Origin of the sequence: Plantactinospora sp. WMMB782 (assembly GCF_049179135.1) — a bacterium.
Classification (GTDB): domain Bacteria; phylum Actinomycetota; class Actinomycetes; order Mycobacteriales; family Micromonosporaceae; genus Plantactinospora.
The window spans coordinates 807,368-822,824 of record NZ_JBMHMC010000007.1; the positions used below are offsets into that span (position 1 = coordinate 807,368).

At 73.1% G+C, this 15,457-nt stretch carries 12 protein-coding genes; 5 read left to right on the plus strand and 7 right to left on the minus strand.

Translation table 11 applies throughout. The features are described from left to right. Nucleotides 1-61: 61 nt before the first annotated feature. Complete coding sequence (locus tag ACN28A_RS05550) at nt 62-721, minus strand: response regulator transcription factor (RefSeq protein WP_421393021.1); 660 nt, start codon at nt 719-721, stop codon at nt 62-64. Then, nucleotides 718-1,893 carry a sensor histidine kinase gene (locus ACN28A_RS05555; RefSeq protein WP_421393023.1) on the minus strand — a complete coding sequence of 392 codons (1,176 nt, stop codon included), beginning with the start codon at nt 1,891-1,893 and terminating at the stop codon, nt 718-720. Before ACN28A_RS05555 ends, ACN28A_RS05550 begins: the two co-directional genes overlap by 4 nt. 86 nt (nt 1,894-1,979) lie before the next feature. Here ACN28A_RS05555 and ACN28A_RS05560 point away from each other — a divergent pair, with 86 nt between their 5' ends. Beyond that, nucleotides 1,980-3,539, plus strand: a complete 1,560-nt coding sequence (locus tag ACN28A_RS05560; protein WP_421393026.1) for a hypothetical protein — start codon at nt 1,980-1,982, stop codon at nt 3,537-3,539. A gap of 9 nt (nt 3,540-3,548) precedes the next feature. Here ACN28A_RS05560 and ACN28A_RS05565 read toward each other — a convergent pair whose 3' ends face one another. Then, on the minus strand, nt 3,549-4,100 hold the full coding sequence (locus ACN28A_RS05565) for a GNAT family N-acetyltransferase (protein WP_421393027.1): 552 nt from the start codon (nt 4,098-4,100) through the stop codon (nt 3,549-3,551). Next, complete coding sequence (locus tag ACN28A_RS05570) at nt 4,093-5,484, minus strand: APC family permease (RefSeq protein ID WP_421393028.1); 1,392 nt, start codon at nt 5,482-5,484, stop codon at nt 4,093-4,095. Before ACN28A_RS05570 ends, ACN28A_RS05565 begins: the two co-directional genes overlap by 8 nt. Before the next feature lie 112 nt (nt 5,485-5,596). On the opposite strand from ACN28A_RS05570, the gene ACN28A_RS05575 reads away from it, so the two are divergent. Together ACN28A_RS05575 and ACN28A_RS05580 are read left to right on the plus strand one after the other, a co-directional pair. Beyond that, the gene (locus tag ACN28A_RS05575; protein WP_421393031.1) at nt 5,597-6,070 is read left to right on the plus strand and encodes an Lrp/AsnC family transcriptional regulator; all 474 of its coding nucleotides are present in this window, start codon (nt 5,597-5,599) and stop codon (nt 6,068-6,070) included. Between the two features lie 116 nt (nt 6,071-6,186). Next, nucleotides 6,187-9,228: an AfsR/SARP family transcriptional regulator gene (locus ACN28A_RS05580; RefSeq protein ID WP_421393034.1), complete on the plus strand. Its 3,042-nt coding sequence runs from the start codon at nt 6,187-6,189 to the stop codon at nt 9,226-9,228. Between the two features lie 16 nt (nt 9,229-9,244). Here the strand turns inward: ACN28A_RS05580 and ACN28A_RS05585 are convergent, their stop codons facing one another. From ACN28A_RS05585 to ACN28A_RS05595, 3 genes are all read right to left on the minus strand, one after another. Next, nucleotides 9,245-9,853 (minus strand): dihydrofolate reductase family protein, encoded by a 609-nt coding sequence (locus ACN28A_RS05585; RefSeq protein ID WP_421393036.1) that lies wholly within the window; start codon nt 9,851-9,853, stop codon nt 9,245-9,247. Between the two features lie 108 nt (nt 9,854-9,961). After that, nucleotides 9,962-10,738, minus strand: coding sequence for a class I SAM-dependent methyltransferase (locus ACN28A_RS05590; RefSeq protein WP_421393039.1), 777 nt, complete (start codon nt 10,736-10,738; stop codon nt 9,962-9,964). 314 nt (nt 10,739-11,052) lie between these two features. Then, nucleotides 11,053-11,958 carry a hypothetical protein gene (locus tag ACN28A_RS05595; protein ID WP_421393042.1) on the minus strand — a complete coding sequence of 302 codons (906 nt, stop codon included), beginning with the start codon at nt 11,956-11,958 and terminating at the stop codon, nt 11,053-11,055. Nucleotides 11,959-12,381: 423 nt separating this feature from the next. On the opposite strand from ACN28A_RS05595, the gene ACN28A_RS05600 reads away from it, so the two are divergent. After that, nucleotides 12,382-12,981 carry a hypothetical protein gene (locus ACN28A_RS05600; protein ID WP_421393045.1) on the plus strand — a complete coding sequence of 200 codons (600 nt, stop codon included), beginning with the start codon at nt 12,382-12,384 and terminating at the stop codon, nt 12,979-12,981. Nucleotides 12,982-13,121: 140 nt separating this feature from the next. Beyond that, nucleotides 13,122-15,398 (plus strand): endo-1,4-beta-xylanase, encoded by a 2,277-nt coding sequence (locus ACN28A_RS05605; RefSeq protein ID WP_421393047.1) that lies wholly within the window; start codon nt 13,122-13,124, stop codon nt 15,396-15,398. Nucleotides 15,399-15,457 lie beyond the last annotated feature (59 nt).

Consider the following 15,457-nt stretch of genomic DNA (forward strand, 5'->3'; position numbering starts at 1 on the left):
CCTAGCGGTCGATCCGGTAGTCGATCGGCCAGCCGATCTGGTGGTCGATCCGGCAGCCGGCCTAGCGGTCGATGCGGTAGCCGATTCCGGGCGTCGTCGTGATGACCGGCGGGTCGCCGAGTTTGCGCCGGAGCCGACCCACCGTCACGGTGACGGTGTTGGTGAACGGGTCGGCGTTCTCGTCCCAGACCTGCTCGAGCAGGGTCTCGGCGCTCAGGAAGCCGGGGCTCGCCCGCAGCAGCGCCTCCAGCACGGCGAACTCCTTCACCGAGAGGTTGAGCTGGCGCCCGTCGCGAACGACGGTGCGGCGTACCGGATCCAGCTCGATCCCGGCCGCCCGCAGCGTCCGGGGGCGCGCGTCCGGCCTGCGCCGGGCCAACGCCCGGATGCGCAGGATCAGTTCCGGAAAGTGGAAGGGCTTGCCGAGATAGTCGTCCGCTCCCAGGGTCAGCCCGCTGACCCGGTCACCGGGCGCGCTGGCCGCCGTCAGCATCAGCACCATCGGCCGGTCCGCCCGTTCGGTGATGATCTGGCACAGCGTGTCGCCGTGCAGTCCGGGCAGGTCCCGGTCCAGGACCACCACGTCGTGCGCGGCGAGCTCGAGCTTGGCGGCGGCGGCCAGCCCGTCGTGGGCGAGGTCGACGGCCATCCCCTGGTCGCGCAACCCTTCCGCGACGACCTCGGCCAGGGCGCGGTCGTCCTCGACGACGAGGACCCTCACGCCGCCCCCGCCGTTCGCGCGGTCCCCGCCGGCCCCGCAGTTCGCGCGGCCGGCAGCGTGACCGTCACCCGCAGGCCACCCTCCGGGCGGGCCAGCAGGGCGAGCCGGCCACGGTGCGCGGCAGCGACGGCGGCCACGATGGACAGTCCGAGCCCCGAGGACCCGGTCCGCTCGGCGCCGAGCCGCTCGAAGGGCCGCGTGAGCCGGTCGACCTCCCGCTGGTCGAGGAGGCGCCCGCCGGTCTCGACGACGAGTACGGTCTCCTGCCCGCCCGTGTCCCCGGTGACCCGGATCCATCCGCCGTCCTGGTTGTGCGTGACCGCGTTGTCGACGACGTTGGCCACCAGCCGCGCCAGCAGTGCCGGACTGCCCTCGACCACCGCTCCCGGCGGCATGTCGACAGTCACCTGGAGCCCCTTCGCCCGCACCTCGGCGGACCGGTCGGACAGGGCACCGTCGACCAGCTCGACCAGGTCGACCGGGGCGGTGTCAGCCGGTGCGCCGTGCTGTGCCCGCGCCAGCAGGAGGAGGCCGTCGAGCAGGTGGTCGACCCGGTCGAGCTGGGTACGCACCCGGTCGGCGAGCGTCAGAGTCGAGGGGGCCGGGTGGGGCTTGGCCGCGGCGACGTCCAGCGACGCCCGCATCGTCGCCAGCGGCGTACGGAGTTCGTGGGAGGCGTTGGCGACGAAACGGCGCTGCGCGACGAACGACGCCTCGAGCCGTTCGAGCAGCTCGTCGATGGTGTCCGCGAGGTCCTTCACCTCGTCGGCCGGGCCGTGCACCGACAGCCGTCGATCCAGGCTGTCGGCGGAGATGCGCCGCGTCGCGCTGGTGATCGTCCGCAGCGGCCGCAGCACCCGCCTGGCCAGCAGCCGACCGAGCAGGAGCGAGACGACCGCCATCACGAGCAGTGCCGCCAGCGCGCCGACGAGCAGTTGCCGGGACTGCTGGGTGTGCACGGCCGCCAGCTGTTCCTCCAACTGCCGGATCCGCTGCTGGGTCCCGCCAGGCCCGCTCTGCGCAGGAGGGCTTCCGGCCGGGGCGACACTGCTGATGCTGCCGCCGGAGAGCAGGAAGGTCAGGATCAGCAGCCCGATGCCGGACCCGAGGAACACCACGGCGTAGAGGAACGTGAACCTTACCCGTACCGTCCCGCTGGGCAGCCTGATCATTCTCCCAGCATGACCGGAGCGACCTAACGACAGCGTGACAGGGCCGGTTCGGGCCGCGTTACCCGCCGGCCCGTAGAACCGACGGCATGTCGACCACCGAACTCCTCCGGCGGGAATGGGCCGCGTTCCGGCGTCCGGCCCGGTTGGCCGCGCTGGCCGCCGCCGCCCTCGTCGTCATCGCGCTGGGGCTGCTGTACGCCGCCAACAACCGTTCCTCCTGCCCGGGAGAGTGCCCGGCCGCGCCGGTGGCCGATGACGGCAGCACGGTCAGCGACACGTTCTGGTTCCTGCACCGTGATCTCGGCCGGGAGGGCAGCATCACGGTGCGGATGACCGCGATGACCGGGACGATCACCTATCCACCGCCGGACCACGACGAGATTGTGCCTGGGCTGGTGCCGTGGGCGAAGGCCGGGATCATCGTCAAGGACGGCGTACGGCAGGGGTCCCGGTACGCGGCGCTCATGATGACCGGCAGCCACGGCGTACGTTTCCAGCACGACTACCGGCACGACGTCGCCGGCAGCGGTGGCGACGTCTCGGCACAGTCCCCGCGCTGGCTGCGCCTGACCCGCTCGGGCGACACCGTCACCGGATCCGAATCCGCCGACGGCCGGCGCTGGCACACCGTCGGGGCGGCCCGGCTCGACGGGCTGCCGGACGTCGTCCAGGTCGGCCTCTTCGCCACCTCCCCCGGTGACCTGACGCTCCGGCGGGTCGGCCTCGGTGGCGCGATCGAGGAGGTCCGGTTCACCCAGGCCGTCGGCGTCTTCGACAACGTCACCGTCGAGGACGGCGTCAACGACGAGGACGGCGTCAGCATCGCGGACGGCGTCAATGACGAGGACGGTGCCGCCGTCGAGGACCGCAGCACCGGCGCGTGGCGCAGCGAGCCGGTCGGCGAAATGAACCACACCGACTGGGAGAGATACCACAACGCGTCCGGAGCCGTCGTGCGGGACGGCGTCGTCAGGGTCAGCGGTACCGGCGACATCGGGCCGCTCGGCGACGAGGGCGCGCGTACCGTCGAGAAGACCCTGCCCGGCCTCGTGGTCGGGCTGGTCGTCCTGCTCGTCGTCGCGGCCCGCTACGGCGCCCGGCCAGCTGTCCGGCCGCTCGCCCGGTCGGTGATCGCCGCCCGCACCGCGGTCCTCGCGGCAGCCACCTTCGGCACCGGGCTCGTCGCCGTCGGCGTCGTCCTCCCGGTGGGTACGGCGATGCTGCGGGGCAACGGCATCGCGGTGCAGCCGGTGCCGGCACTGACCACTGCCCGGGTGATCGTCGGCGTCGCGGCGGTACTCGCACTCTGTGCCGTCCTCACCTACGGGCTCGGCGTGCTGCTGCGTCGCGGCTGGGCGGCGATCCTCCTCGGGCTGTCGCTGATCGCCCTCCCCCACGCCGGCACGGCGCTCCCGCTCCTGCCCGACCCGGTCGCCGAGTGGCTGCTGCGGCTCACCCCGGCCGCCGGCTTCGCCGTCAAGCAGACAGCCGAGGAGTTTCCACAGGTCGTCGCGCACTACGCACCGTCGGCCGGCTACTTCCCGCTGCCCTGGTGGGCCGGGCTCGCCGTGCTCTGCGGGTACACCCTGCTGGTGCTGTGGACGGCGGTCGGCCGTCGGTCGGGCACCGCCCCGGAGTGGCGATGAGAGCCCGGCCTACCGGCCAGGCCACTCCTCGGCGAGCAGTCCGTAGATCACGTTGTCCGCCCAGGCGCCCTTCGTCCAGTAGTCCCGGCGCAGGTGCGCCTCCCGGACCATGCCGACCCGTTCGCAGAGCCGCGCCGACGCCTCGTTGCGCGCGTTGAGCTGGGCGATCACCCGGTGCATCCCGCAGTGCTCGAAGGCGACCCGGAGGAAGGCGCGTACCGCCTCGGTGGCGAAGCCCCGGCCGGCCACCGACGGGTGGAAGGCCCAACCCATCTCGCCCCGGGACAGCGTCTCGTCGGCCGGCCACAGGATCAGGTCGCCGATCACCTCACCCTGGTGCTCCACCACCACCGCCAGCCGGGAGTCCGTTCCGGTGATGCCTGTGTAGTGGATCCGCCTGCCGACCATCTCGGCCGCGAACTCCCGCGTCCAGGGCTCCCACGGGATGTACCGGGCGACCACCGGATCGCGGTAGTACGAGTGCAGCGCGTCCACGTCGTCGGCACGGTACCGCCGCAGCAGCAGTCGCTCGGTACGGACCGGCAACACAAGATCAGACATGCTCCCAGTATCGGCTTTCCGATCTCCGCTCCACCGGGTGCGGGCGGGCGGCCGGGCGGCGGGGCCCGGCGAGCAGGGCGAGGATGGTGACACAGGCGGCCGGGATCAGGGCGTACCCGCTGAAGGCCAGCACCACGACGACCGCGACGAACGCGACGGCGGCGACCGCACGCAGCGGCCCGGGCAGCACCCGACAGGCCGCCGCCGTGCAGCCGAGGTAGACCACCAGGAAGAACGTGGTCGGCACGTTGACCAGGGTGGCCAGGTCGACGACACCGGCACCGAGCAGCCCGATCAACAGCGCCGCCGAGCCGAGCAGTGCGGCGAACAGCCACCCCGGCATGGCCTCCCGGGCCGCCGCCGGGCGCCGCGAGACACCCCCGGCACCGGCACCGGGACCGGGACCGGAAGCGGGAACCGGACCGGGAACGGAAGCAGGACCGGGACCGGGAGCCGGACCGGAGGCGGGCGCGGGTGTCAGGGAGCGGGCCAGGCTGCCGGCGCCGGAGATGTAGGCGAGCATGGCGCCGACGGTGAGCACCACCGCGCCCACGGCGGCGATGCCCTGCCCGGCCGGGCCGACCGCGAGGGTGAGCAGCGCGGCCAGCGGGACCGAGGTGCCGGCCGCCGGGCCGAGCGCGGCCACGGTGACGGCGCCGAGCGCCAGGTAGATCACGGTGGTGGTGCCGAAGGCGATGCCGATCACGACCGGGAGCTGCCGGTGCGGCCGGGCGAACCGGTTGGTCAGCGGGGCGATCGCCTCCCAGCCGACGAAGGCCAGCATCAGGGTCGAGGCCGCCGGACCGATCGCCGCCCAGCCGTGCGGCGCGAACGGCGTCCAGTTGGCGGTGCTGCTGGCCGGCGCGGCTCCGGCGACCGCACCGACGATGATCGCCACCAGCAGCACGACCAGGCCGAACTGCACGGTCGCCGAGGTGCGGACGCCGCGCAGGACCACCGCGAGGGTGCCGAGCAGCAGCAGGGCCGCGACGGCACAGGCGAGCCGGACGCCGCCGCCGACCAGGTCGGCGATGTAGTTGCCGCAGGTGACGGAGACGATGGGTGCGCCGGTCACCACTCCGGCCAGGAAGCACCAGGCGACCGCCCGGCCGGCCCGGGGTCCGAGACCCGCCTCGGCGTAGGCCCGGACCCCGCCGGCCGACGGGTGCCGGACACCGAGGGCGGCGAAGACGACCGCGAAGAGGCCGGACGCGACGAGCAGGCCGGCCCAGGCCAGGATCGACGCCGGCCCGGCCCGGGTCACCGCCAGGCCGGGCAGGAGCAGCAGCCCCGGCCCGAGCAGCGCCCCGACATAGAGCGCGGCACCGCGCGGAACACCGAGATCGGGTACGACGGGAGCACGCTGGCCGGTCAAGCTGGTCATGCGGTCGAGTCTGGCAGCGCAGCCGCAGCACACGATGGCAAATGTGCGCGCCAACGGCATCCTGCACGCAATCTCATTGCGCCAAACCCGCATTCTGCGGCAGCATGTGCCGATGGCTGCCTACGATGCCACCGACCGGGCGATCCTCGACCGCCTCCAGGTCGACGGGCGGATCGCCAACGTCGACCTCGCCGAGGCGGTGGCGCTGTCGCCGTCGGCCTGCCTGCGCCGGGTACGCGCCCTCGAACAGGACGGGCTGATCGCCGGTTACCGGGCAGAACTCGACCGGGCCCGGCTCGGGCTGGACCTGACGGTCTTCATCGAGCTGAAGGTCGGCCAGCACTCCCGGGAGACCGCCGCCCGGATCGAGTCGGTGCTCTCCGAGATCCCCGAGGTCGTCGCCGCGCATGTGATCTCCGGTTCGGCCGATTTCCTGGTGGAGGTGGCGGTGACCAACCTGGCCGCGTACGAGCGGTTGCTCATCGACCGGATCCTGACCATCCCGGCGATCGTGGACGCCCGCAGCACCTTCGCCATCCGCACCGTGAAGACCCGTGGTCCGCTGCCGGTCTCGCAATTGGGGTGAGGTGGCCAGGCACAGGGGTCGGCAGTCGTGAAATTGGCTGCCGACCCCCGGAGCGGTGGGGCATCCTGCTGTGACGGTGTCACGGAACGTGGCCCGGTCAGGAGGTGCGGCCGGCGATGGCGGTGCAGTTGCTGCTCTTCGGCGACGTACGGGCCGTCGTCGACGGGGAGCCGGTCGACCTCGGGCACGCGCGGCAACGGTGCGTACTGGCTGCGTTGCTTGTCGACGCCAACCAGATCGTCCCGGCCGGGCGGCTGCTCGACCGGGTCTGGGCCGAGCAGCCGCCCAGACATGCCCGCAACGCCCTCTCCGGTTACCTGTCCCGACTGCGTACCCTGCTCGGCGGCAGCGGCGAACTCACCATCGGCCACCGGTCCGACGGGTACCTGTTGACCGTCGACCCGGACGCGGTCGACCTGCACCGGTTCCGCCGACTGCTCGCCCAGGCCCGATCCGCGCGTCGGCTCGGGCCGTCCCGGCGGTCCGTCCGGGTCGACGACAACGGCGGGAACCCGGGCCCCGGTGGCGGCGAGAGCCGCGCGGAACTGCTCGAAGCGGCGCTGTCGTTGTGCCGGGGCGAGCCCTTCGGCAGCCTCGACACGCCCTGGCTGACCGGAGTCCGTGCCGCCCTCGCGGCGGAACGGTTGGCCGCCGAACTCGACCTGACCGATCTGTCCCTGGCCGCCGGCCGGCACGCCGAACTCCTCGCCGAGCTGGCCACCCGCGCCGCGACGTACCCGCTCGACGAGCGGCTCGCCGGCCAGCTGATGACGGCGCTGTACCGCTGCGGCCGGCAGGCCGACGCGCTCCGGCACTACCAGGATCTGCGCTCCCGGCTGGCCGAGGAGCTGGGCATGGACCCGGCGCCCGCGCTGCAACGGCTGCACCGCCAGATCCTCGGCAACGACCCTTCCCTGGACGCCCCGCCCACCCCGAACGCACGCCCCGCCGCCGCCCCGGCCCCGACCCCGACCCCGGCCCGGGACCGGCAGTCGGTGGGCATCGCGGAGTCCGCGACGCCAGTGGCCGGATTCACGGTCCCCACAGGAAGCACGGGCCCGGACGGGACCGCAGGCCCGGACGGGAGCCTGGGGCCGGCTGTGCCACGGCAACTGCCGGCGCCGCCGGCCGCGTTCACCGGCCGGGAGTACGAACTCGCCGAGCTGGACGCGCTGGTCGAGCAGCTGCCGGGTGCCGGTGCCAGCGCGATAGTCTCCGGCTCCGCCGGGGTGGGCAAGAGCGCGCTGGCGCTGCACTGGGCACACCGCAACGCGGAGAACTTCCCCGACGGCCAGCTCTACGTCAACCTGCGCGGCTTCGACCCCGACGGCGTGCTCGTCGAACCGGCGGAGGCGGTACGCGGGTTCCTCGACGCGTTCGGGGTCGCCGCCCGGCGGATACCGGTCGGGCTGGCCGGGCAGACCGCGCTCTACCGCAGCATCGTCGCCGGCCGGCGGATGCTCGTCGTCCTGGACAACGCCCGGGACGCCGCGCAGGTCCGGCCACTGCTGCCCGGCGCGGCCGGCTGCGTCACAGTGGTCACCAGCCGGAACCGGCTGGCCGGCCTGGTCGCGATCGACGGCGCCCGGCCGGTCGTGCTCGACCTGTTCAGCCCGGCCGAGGCCGGCAGCTTCCTGGCCCGGCGCCTCGGCGCCGACCGGGTCGCCGACGAACCGGCCGAGGTGGCCGAGATCGCGGTCCGGTGCGCGCGGCTGCCGCTGGCGCTGGCGGTGGTGGCCGCCCGCGCCGCCGCGTACCGGCGTCTCCGGCTCGCCGACCTGGCGGCCGAGCTGCGGGCGGCCGGCGACAGTCTCGACCCGTTCGACGGCGGCGAGCCGGCGGCCGACCTGCGGGCCGTCCTCTCCTGGTCGTACCAGGCACTCGGTCCGGCCGCCGCACGGCTGTTCCGGCTGGTCGGCCTGCATCCCGGAGCCGAGGTTACGGTGCCGGCCGTGGCCAGCCTCGCCGACCTGCCGGTGCCGGCGGCCCGCCGCACCCTCGGCGAGCTGGCCCGGGCACACCTGCTCGACGAGCGGTCGCCGGGGCGGTACGCCCGGCACGACCTGCTGCGGGCGTACGCGGCCGAGCGGGTCGAGGTCGAGGAGTCCACCGACCAGCGACGTACGGCGGCGCACCGGCTCCTCGACCACTACCTGCACAGCGCGTACGCGGCCGACCGACTGCTCTATCCGCACCGGGACCCGATCGTGCTGGCCGAGCCGCTGCCGGGTGCCCGGCCCGAGTCCTTCACCGACCAGGCGGCGGCGCGAGCCTGGCTGCACGCCGAGCACCGGACCCTGCACACCCTGGTGGACTGGGCCGGGCGTACCGGGTTCGACAGGCACTGCTGGGAGCTGGCCTGGAGCCTGACCAGCTTCTTCAACCTCAGCGGGTACTGGCACGACCAGGTGGCCGTGCAACGTACCGCGCTGGCGGCGGCGACCCGGGTCGGGGACGAGGCGGCGCAGGCGCACGTACACCGGAATCTGGGACGGGCGCAGACCCAGCTCGGCCGGCTCGACCAGGCCCGGACCCACCTCGCCGAGGCGGCCCGGCTCTTCGTCGCCGTCGGCGACCGGGCCAACCAGGCACAGACGCAGGTGAACATCGCCCGGATCCTGGAGCAGCAGGGCCGGGACCTGGCGGCGCTGCACCACGACCGGTGCTCGCTCGACCTCTACCGCGAGTTGGGGCACCTGACCGGGCAGGCTCGGGCGTTGAACAACATCGCCTGCATGTTGACCCGGCTCGGCGACCACGACGAGGCCCGCGAGCTGTGCCGGCAGGCGCTGCGGCTCAACGAGGAGATCGGCAACCGGCACGGGGCGGCGACGAACTGGCAGAGTCTCGGCTTTCTCGACTGCGCCGCCGGCGCGTATCCGGCGGCGGTGGCCGGCTGCCGGCGTGCGCTCGACCTCTTCGCCGAGGTCGGCGACCGGTCCGGCACGGCCGAGACGCTGGGCTGCCTCGGCGAGGCGCACCGGGCCGGTGGCGAGATCCGCGCCGCCGCCGACGCCTGGCAACGCGCCCTGGAGCTGTACGACGAGATGGGGCACCCGGACGCCGACCGGATCCGCCGGCAGCTTGGCGAGCTGCGGACGGTCGGTCGGGCCGGCAGCCTGCTCTCCGGCGGCCCGCCCGTCCGTACCCCCGTCTGACGACCGCTCAGGTGCTTCAGGTGGTGGCGTACTCCGGGGGGCGCCCGGTGGGCCGGTAGACCTGGAGCGTTATGCCCTTCGGGAAGGCGCGCGAGTCGACCAGGTCGAGTGCGAGGTCCGGGCCGGTCTCGGGGAACAGCCGCATGCCCTGGCCGACGACCACCGGGACGACGAGCAGGTTCATCTCGTCGACGAGGTCGTTCTCGAGCAGCCACCGGGTCAGGATGGCGCTGCCGTGCACCTGGAGCTCACCCGCCGGCTCGGCTTTCAGCTCACGGATGGCCGCCGCGAGGTCACCGGAGAGGACGGTGGTGTCCGCCCAGCGTGGTTCGGTGAGCGTGGTCGACGCGACGTACTTGGGCTTGGTGTTCAGGGCTCCGACTATGGGATTCTCCAGATCTTCCCGCACACCCCAGTAGCCGGCGAACAGCTCGTAGGTCCGCCGACCGAGCAGGAACGCGTCGGCGCGCTGGTAGGTCTGGTCGACGAACGTCATGGCCTCGTTGTCGAACAGCGGCCGGGCCCATCCGCCGCGCTCCATCCCAGGGTCGAGGATCGGATGCCGCCCGCCGTTCGCCTGCATCACTCCATCGACGGAAACCTGCGTGGTGGTCGTCAATCTCATGATCGTGGTTCCCTTCTCGTCGGTTGCTCGACCCTCGTAGGGGTCGGGGTCGTCATTTGGTAGGAGTCGTCACCCGGTAGGACCGGACGTCCGCGCCGAATTCGTCGGTCATCGCGTCCGCTGTGCGAAGTAGCAGCGGAAGACGAGACCCATGCGTACGGTCCCGTCGATCCGTGATCGCGCTGTGAAGAAGGACCGCAACGCCGCCTCCACGGCCGCGCGGCCGGAGTGCCGGACCGCCGCGGCGACAGGGCCGGCCGGCAACTGGGCGGCGACCGCGTCGTCCTCGCTGGTGAAGTCGACGTCGAAGGCGATGTCGCCGACCGCCACGGATCCGAAGCCGGCATCGAGCAGGGCGCCGCGAGCCGCGTCCGCGTCGGCGAGATCGAGGGTGCTGCGGTCGGGCACCTCGTCGTGGCGCGCCATCGGATTGATCAGCGCCGCGCTCTCGGCCTGCTCGGGACCGGCGCCCACCGTCACCACGGCCCTGCCTCCGGGAGCTGTCACCCGGGCGATCTCGGCGAGTGCGCGGCGTGGGTCGCCGGCGTAGAGCACGGAGTTGAACGCGGTGACGACGTCGAAGACGCCGTCGCCGAAGGGCATGTGTTCGATGTCGTCGACCACGTAGCCGGCCGCCGAGCGCCGGCGGCGCGCGTACTCGACGAGCCCCGGGGCCACGTCCAGCCCGATGACGTGCGCGCCGCCCCGAGCGGCGAACTCGGCGAAGAGGCCCGATCCGCAGCCGGCGTCGAGGAGTCGCGTACCGGGGCGAAGGTGAAGGCGCTCGAGCACCCGTTCGTACAGCGGCCGGATGCGGCCCTCCGCAACCTCGGCCCAGCCTTGCGGGTCGCTGCTCCACAGTTCGCCCTGGACGGTCGCCCTCACCGGGAACTCCTGCGGGCCGGACCCCGGCCTCGTTCCTGCGGTGCCTGAGGTCGCGGTGACCGAGCGGGGCGCGACCGGCGGTCGGGTGCCGGAAGCCCTGTCGCGCAGGTACCCGTGAATTCGAACATGGCCGAACCGTACGGCCGAAGCCGCCGCGCGCTCTTGAACAAACCGGGCGTCCTTGTCGCGCCAGATCGACCGGGCCGACATACTGGGCCATCGGACGTGCCTGACCGGTCCGGCCCGCCAGACCGACGGCGGCCGGCCGGCGCCGGTGGGCTGCCGACCGACCGTCCTCGGGCCGGGAACCTGGGTCAGGAGGCGCAGATCGCCTGGCTGACGATGAAGTCCCAGTCCTGGCTGACCGGAGTGTTCTCCACCGCGAACGCCTGGACGCTGTCCAGGGCGTTGGCCGGGTAGACCACCTGGAGGGAGACCCCGCCCGGCGCGGTGTTGGAGATCGCCGCACCGGCGCCGTGCACCCGGGTGCCGCTCGGGCAGTGGGCGAACGCGATCTTCTCCGCCTCCGAGTCGCTCTGCGCCGAGGCGGTGGTGACCACCTGGTACCCGGCCGGCTGGTTCACGCAGACCGCGTACGCGTCCACGGTCCAGTTGCCGGCGTAGCCGTCCGCGTCCTCGTGCGCACCGGCCCGGAAGATGTCACCACTGACCGAGGCCCGGGAGATCTGGAGTGCCACGTCCCGTCCCGGGTTGACGATCCGGGCGCCGCCGCCGATGGCCCGCCTTGTTCCGCAGGAAGCCTGCGCCTCCAGCTCGGCCGGGGACGAGGTCGCCGAGTTCCCGGTGCCGACGACCTGGTATCCGGAGAGCCCGGACCGGCTGGCGCAGATGGCGTACGCCTGCACCCACCAGTCGCCGGTCATCGCGGCAGTGGTCTCCGAACCGGTCACCACGTAACTGTCCGGGGTTCCGTCGGTGCGGTGTTCCGGAAATAGTTGCACCAGGGTCACCTTGGCGCTGTCGGCAGCGGCGACCGCGAAGGCCCATCCACCACCTCCGATCACCCACTTGCCGACCGGGCACTGCGCCCGAGCGGTGTGGGTCTGCTGCGAGTCGACCGCCGACAGCGGCGACGTCACCTTCTCGATGCCGGTCACCGCCGCGGCCGGGCCGGCACCGGCGAACTGGATCCCGACCTGGGCGACGACCATCATGGTGGCGGTACCGGCCAGGGTGATCCAACGGTTCGTGCGAGTCATCTGCCTCGTTCCCTTCTCGTCCCGGGTCGACGGTCGGCCCGGACAACTGCCGACAACGGTGGCCGGTGAGGTTTCGGCAACTCTTCGGCGACGATGAAATCCCAGCTCAGAGGCATCACGGACCGATCCGGCGAACCTGCCGACCGGCCCGATCCGGCGAGCCTGCCGGCGAACCTGATCCGGCGACCCTGCCGACGGGCCTGATCCGACGGGCCTGATCCGACGGGCCTGATCCGACGGGCCTGATTTGACGGGCCTGATCCGGCGGGCCTGATCCGGCGGGTCGGGACCGGTCGTCCGGGCCCGCCGGGTGATGCCGATGCCGGCGGCTGTGAAACCGATCTGAAGCCGGCGCCCGGCAGACTCGGCGGACCTGGCGTGAGCACTGCGGTGGATGTTGGTGGCGGCGAGGAGGCGACGGGCATGGATCTCCCATCGGCCGGCGGCGCGCGGACCGAGCCGTCGCACCGGCAGGCGACCCTGCACCGCTGGCCGAGCCTGCTCGGTGTGGCGGTGGCCGCGAGCCTGCTCGGCCTGGCGGTCGCCGTTCCGAGACTGCTGTTCGGCGCGGGACACGAAGCGGTGGCGATCGTGGTCTGTGTGGCCACCCTGTGCTATCTCTCCGCCGCCGCCCTGGACCGACCGTGGGTCGCCTGGGCCGCCATCGGGGGCGCCAGCGTGCTGGTGACGGTGAGCAAGATCGCGGGACTGGCCTGGTGGGGCGTCTTCGGCGTCGCGGCGGTCGCGCTGGTCGCGGTCGGCCTGCTCCGCCGGGTACCGGGACCGGCGTTCACCGCCCAGGTCGCGGCCCTGGTCGGGTACGGCGGACTGGCCGTGGCTACCGGATGGCTGCCGTCCCGCACCGGGCTGGTACTCGTCGGACTGCTGCTGGCCAGCCACGGAATCTGGGACCTCGTGCACTACCGGCGCGACCGGGTGGTGTCCCGGTCACTGGCGGAGTTCTGCATGCTGCTGGACATCCCGCTCGGGCTCGGCGCAGTCGTCCTGGCCTTCCTCGGCTGATTCCCCTGGGTTCACCGGGCGAACCCGCCGCCGAGTGGGCTGGCACCGGCGCCGAGTCGGGGACCCGACCCGTCGCATCCCATCCATTTACATTGACTGCAATCTATCCTTAGAGGGTCGTCGCCCTGCCGGAGGCCCAGATGTGGAACCAGCCGCGCCGCCTCGCCAACGTCCTCCCCGCCGCGGTCATCCTCAGCATCGTCCTCGTCCTCGGCCCGGTCGGTACCGCCCGGGCCGATCCGGGTCCCACCACCGGCAGTGTGGCGGGCACCCTCGTCGACGCAGCCACCCCGGTCGCGGACGCGACCGTCGAACTGCTGGTGTCGCCGTACGGGGTGGTGGTCAGGCAGGGCCGCACCGACGCCTCCGGGGCGTTCCGGCTCACCGAGGTGCGGCCGGCCGGGTACGCGCTGCGGTTCCGGCTGCCCGGCGGGCTGGTCCAGTTCCATCCGGCCGCCCCCGACCTCGCCTCGGCGACCCAGCTCGACGTGCGGGCCGGAGTGGTGACGGCGATCCAGGAGGCGGTACTCCCGCACGGCACGCTCGGCGGTCGGATCACCACCGACACGGGTGCGCCGGCGCCGGGCGCCCGGGTCGAGCTGCACCGGCTCACCGGCGGCGCACCGCTGCACACCGTACTGACCGACGCCGACGGCAGCTATCTGGTCAGGTACCCGCCGACCGGCCAGGTACGGGTCGCCGTCGCCGCCGCCGAACGTGGGGCCACCAACCAGTGGGCGCACCGCCGCCGCAGCTACACCGGGGCGGACCCGGTCACCGTCACTCCCGGGCAGCACAGCACCGTCGACGAACGACTTCTCCCGTCCGGGGTCGTCACCGGCCGGTTCACCCGGAACGGCGTCCCGGTGCCGAACGTCGTCGTCTACGCCACCGCACAGCGCAGCACCGCGGAATCGGTCTCCAACTGGACCGCCGCCGACGGCACCTTCCGGCTGCGACCGTACCCGGGTTCCTACAAGCTGCGGTTCGTGGTGCCGGCCGGGACCGGGCTCGACCAGTGGCTCGGCGGCGCCGAGTCGGAGGGTGCGACCCGGCCGGTGCTGGTCGACGCCGACACCGAGGTCGTCCTGGACGAGCAGCAGTTGCCGACCGGCCTGGTCGGCGGCCGGCTCACCGACGCCACCGGTGCGCCGGTGGCCCGCGCCGCCGTGGTGGTCTACGACCCGAGCCGGGGGCGGCAGTTCCTGGCCACCACCGCCGACGACGGCAGCTGGTTCAGGATCGTCTGGCCGGGCAGTTACGCGGTGCGGTTCGAGACGGCCGACCGGGTGCAGTGGGCGACCGGGAAACGATCGGCGGCGACCGCCGACCCGGTGCCGGTGACCACCGACGGACGGACCGTCGTCGACGACGTGCTTTCCACGCCGGCCCCGCCGGGCGGAGCGCCCGGCACGACCGGCGGAGTGCCCAGCATGATCGACAGAGTGCCCGGCACGACCGACGGGATGCTGGCCGCTCCCGCCGGCCGGGTGACGGCCACCGGCTCGGGGCAGACCCTCCGGGCGAAGTTCGACGGCCGGGGCCGGCAGATCGGCGTGGCCGTCGACGCCCGCAAGCTCACCGACCCGGTCTACGCCGGGATCCTCGACCGGGAGTTCAACTCGCTCACCCCCGAGAACGAGCTGGAGTGGGACTCGGTCGAGCCGGCCCCGGGACAGTTCGTCTTCACCCGCGCCGACCAGCTCGTCGCGCACGCCCAGGCCAACGACATGCGGGTACACGGCCGGAGCCTGCTGGCGCCGAACGGCATCCACTCGGCCTGGGTCGGCAACCTGACCAGCGCGGCGACGCTGCGGCCGGCGATGAACCGGCACATCACCGCCGTACTGACGCACTTCCGGGGGCAGGTGCGGTCCTGGGGAGTGGTCACCGAGGCGTACGCGGACAACGGGACGCTGCGGCAGTCCCGCTTCCTGGCGTACCTCGGTGCCGGTTTCGTCGAGGAGGCGTTCCGGACCGCCCGCGCCGCCGACCCCACCGCCGAACTCTGCTACAGCGACCACAACATCGACGACTTCACCCAACCCAAGACCCAGGCCGTGTACGCGATGGTCCGCGACTTCAGGGCCCGGGGCGTACCGATCGACTGCGTCGCGCTGAACAGCCACTTCACCCCGAACAACCCGATCCCGAGCGACTACGGGCACACCCTCGCCCGGTTCGCCGCGCTCGGCGTGCGGGTGCGGATCGCCGAGCTGGACATCGCCGGCTCCGGAGCGGCACAGGCGCACGACTACCGCCGGGTGGTCGCCGCCTGCCTCGGCGTGCCCGCCTGCACCGGGATCACGGTCTGGGGCGTACGCGACATCGACTCCTGGCGTCCCGGCGACACCCCGGTGCTCTTCGACGCGGCCGGTGGGAAGAAGCCCGCGTACCATGCCGTACTGGCCCTGTGACGGCTGGCGCGGCGCACGTCGGCCCGACGCCGACGACCGTCGGCGGGATGGTCGACCAG

Bases quoted from the DNA above. Each gene is read 5' to 3' on its own strand.
- ACN28A_RS05560 (WP_421393026.1), top strand. From the start codon at position 1,980: ATGTCGACCACCGAACTCCTCCGGCGGGAATGGGCCGCGTTCCGGCGT.
- ACN28A_RS05600 (WP_421393045.1), top strand. From the start codon at position 12,382: ATGGATCTCCCATCGGCCGGCGGCGCGCGGACCGAGCCGTCGCACCGG.
- ACN28A_RS05585 (WP_421393036.1), bottom strand. From the start codon at position 9,853: ATGAGATTGACGACCACCACGCAGGTTTCCGTCGATGGAGTGATGCAG.
- ACN28A_RS05595 (WP_421393042.1), bottom strand. From the start codon at position 11,958: ATGACTCGCACGAACCGTTGGATCACCCTGGCCGGTACCGCCACCATG.
- ACN28A_RS05580 (WP_421393034.1), top strand. From the start codon at position 6,187: ATGGCGGTGCAGTTGCTGCTCTTCGGCGACGTACGGGCCGTCGTCGAC.
- ACN28A_RS05605 (WP_421393047.1), top strand. From the start codon at position 13,122: ATGTGGAACCAGCCGCGCCGCCTCGCCAACGTCCTCCCCGCCGCGGTC.
- ACN28A_RS05565 (WP_421393027.1), bottom strand. From the start codon at position 4,100: ATGTCTGATCTTGTGTTGCCGGTCCGTACCGAGCGACTGCTGCTGCGG.
- ACN28A_RS05570 (WP_421393028.1), bottom strand. From the start codon at position 5,484: ATGACCAGCTTGACCGGCCAGCGTGCTCCCGTCGTACCCGATCTCGGT.
- ACN28A_RS05555 (WP_421393023.1), bottom strand. From the start codon at position 1,893: ATGATCAGGCTGCCCAGCGGGACGGTACGGGTAAGGTTCACGTTCCTC.
- ACN28A_RS05575 (WP_421393031.1), top strand. From the start codon at position 5,597: ATGGCTGCCTACGATGCCACCGACCGGGCGATCCTCGACCGCCTCCAG.